The 2,167-nt window shown below is 71.9% G+C and carries 2 protein-coding genes; both read right to left on the reverse strand.

Annotation, left to right across the window (positions count from 1 at the left end; translation table 11 throughout):
- Positions 1-91: 91 nt before the first annotated feature.
- Positions 92-1,144, reverse strand: coding sequence for an HAD-IIIC family phosphatase (locus H5J26_RS30475; RefSeq protein ID WP_181769182.1), 1,053 nt, complete (start codon positions 1,142-1,144; stop codon positions 92-94).
- Positions 1,141-2,167: acyl-CoA dehydrogenase family protein (locus H5J26_RS30480; protein ID WP_181769183.1), on the reverse strand; the 1,027-nt coding region annotated here is incomplete at its 5' end. The genes H5J26_RS30475 and H5J26_RS30480, both read right to left, overlap by 4 nt.

Here is a 2,167-nt window from a genome sequence, read left to right on the forward strand (position 1 = left end):
GCTCCCGCCGGCCCGCCCTCCGATGTCTTCTCCGGGTCGGTCATCGCGGCCCGCTCCCCCGCCGATTCGTGCAGCACACTGGTCCCACTCCTCAGTCCGTTCCGCTGATGACCCGCACATGGCCCTGCTTGGGGGGCTGAAGGCGTTCCGGGTCGAAGGCGAGGACGAGCGGGTCCTCCTCGCCGCCGACAGGCAGATATCCGGCGAACCGGAGCGTGACCAGCATGTTGCGGTTGGCTTCGGTGGGCACGAAGTGCGCGATGGGACGCCGCCCGTCCGCCAGCGCCTCGCGGACCAGGTGGTCCAGGAGCACGGTGCCCGCCCCGCGGGAGGCGACACGGCACGACATGAGCATCAGCCGCAACACCGAGTCGTTCGCGGTGAGTTCCGTGACGGCGAGCCCGATGATCCCGTAGTCGCCGAACCGGTCGCGCAGCGCTGCCACCTGCACCAGGTGGTCCGGTGAGGACCGCAACCGCCGCAGCTCGTCGGCGTCGTAGGTCAGGCCGGTGCTGTTGAGCTGGTGTGTCCGTACGGTCAACTCGCTGGCGCGGGTGAGGTCTTCGTCGGTGGCCGTGCGGACCGTCATGACGAGGCCGAGCGAGGCAAGGAAGCCGTGCCGGTCCCCGTCGAACTCCTCCTCGGCCACCTGCCGTCGGCGCTCGGTCCGGTACAGATGCCGGCGCCTGCCCGCCTCCTCGGTGACGAACTCCGGCTGGAACTCCGGGAGATCGGGGATCCCGCCCACCTGGTCGGCCGCGTAGCAGCGGACCATGGGGAGCACGCTCTCGACCTCGGCGCGCTCGACGGGGTCGTTGTCGATGAACGCCAGGGTGTCGAGGCCGATGTTGAGCCCCTCGGCGATCCGGCGTACGGCGGCGGACTTGGACCCCCAGCCGACCTGGACGTCGCAGAACCACTCCTCCAGGCCGCGCTCGTCGAGATGGCGGGAGGTGATGGCGAACTCGCCGCGGCTGGCGGCGGCGTGCAGGATCCCCCGCTCGTCCAGGGCCCGGAGCGTCTTGAGCGCGGCGGGGAAGGGCACCGGATCGTCGCCCTCCAGCACCACCCCGTCCCACAGCGTGTCGTCCAGGTCCCACACGAGGCACTTGACGACCGGTGCGTCCCGCGGGCCGCCCGTCATGCCCGCACCTCGTCGACCCGCGCGGCGGGAACGGCCGCATGACGGCGCAACAGCTGCTCGGCGATGTGTACTTCGGCCACCTGCTGCGCTCCTTCGATGATCTCCATGACCTTCGCGTCACGGAAGTGGCGCCCCGACCGGCTGTCCGGATCGCAGCCGGCCGAACCGAGGATCTGAACCGCGTCCCTGCTCGCGGAGGCGGCTGCGCCCGCGGCCGCGTACTTGGCGACGATCGTCTCCGTCACGCCGCGCTGCGCTCCCCTGGAGCGGAACTTGGCGGCACGTCCGGCGAGTTCACGCGCGCCTGCGGTCTCCACCGCGATCCTTGCGAGCATCGAGCGGACCGACTGGTGGTCGAAGAGCGCCACACCGTCCTGCATCCGGGAGGCGGCGTGGGAGGTCGCGTCCTCCACGCAGGCCTCCGCCATGCCGACGCACCCCCAGGCGACGGTGAACCGGCCGTGGTCCAGGGCGGTCGCCGCGACGTGGGAGAGTCCCAGTCCTGCGGGAGCGACGAGGTCGGCCCGCGGCACCCGTACGTCCTCGAACCCGATGTGCGCGATCTGCGCGGCGCGCATGCCGAGTTGGCCGCCGACCGGCTCCCTGCTCACCCCTTCGCGGTCCGCTTCCACGAGCACCGCGGCGGGCTTGCCGTCGACCTTGCCGAGCACGAGGAAGACCTGTGCGACCTGTCCGAAGGTGATCCACCTCTTGCGGCCGGTGACGGTGACGTGCTCGCCGTCACCGGAGTCCTCGATGCGGGTGCCGACCGCGGACAGGGCGCTGCCCGCCGCCTCCTCGGTCGCGGCGAAGCCGGCGATGAGCTCGCCGCTCGCCAGCTTCGGCAGCCAGCGCGCCCGCTGCTCCCGCGTTCCCCAGCGGTTCAGCGCGGCGGCGACCATGCCCTGCACCGTCACGAGCCCGCGCAGGGCACTGCACACCCCGCCCAAGTGCGCGCAGACCTCGCCCAGTTCGAGCGCGGTGATGCCCGAGCCGCCGTACTCTCCGGGCAGGTCGGGCGCC

Source organism: Streptomyces albidus (ex Kaewkla and Franco 2022), from assembly GCF_013870515.1.
GTDB lineage: Bacteria > Actinomycetota > Actinomycetes > Streptomycetales > Streptomycetaceae > Streptomyces > Streptomyces albidus.

What these genes read in the sequence shown, in the direction of transcription:
- H5J26_RS30475 (WP_181769182.1), bottom strand. Translation starts at nt 1,144, where the DNA reads ATGACGGGCGGCCCGCGGGACGCACCGGTCGTCAAGTGCCTCGTGTGG.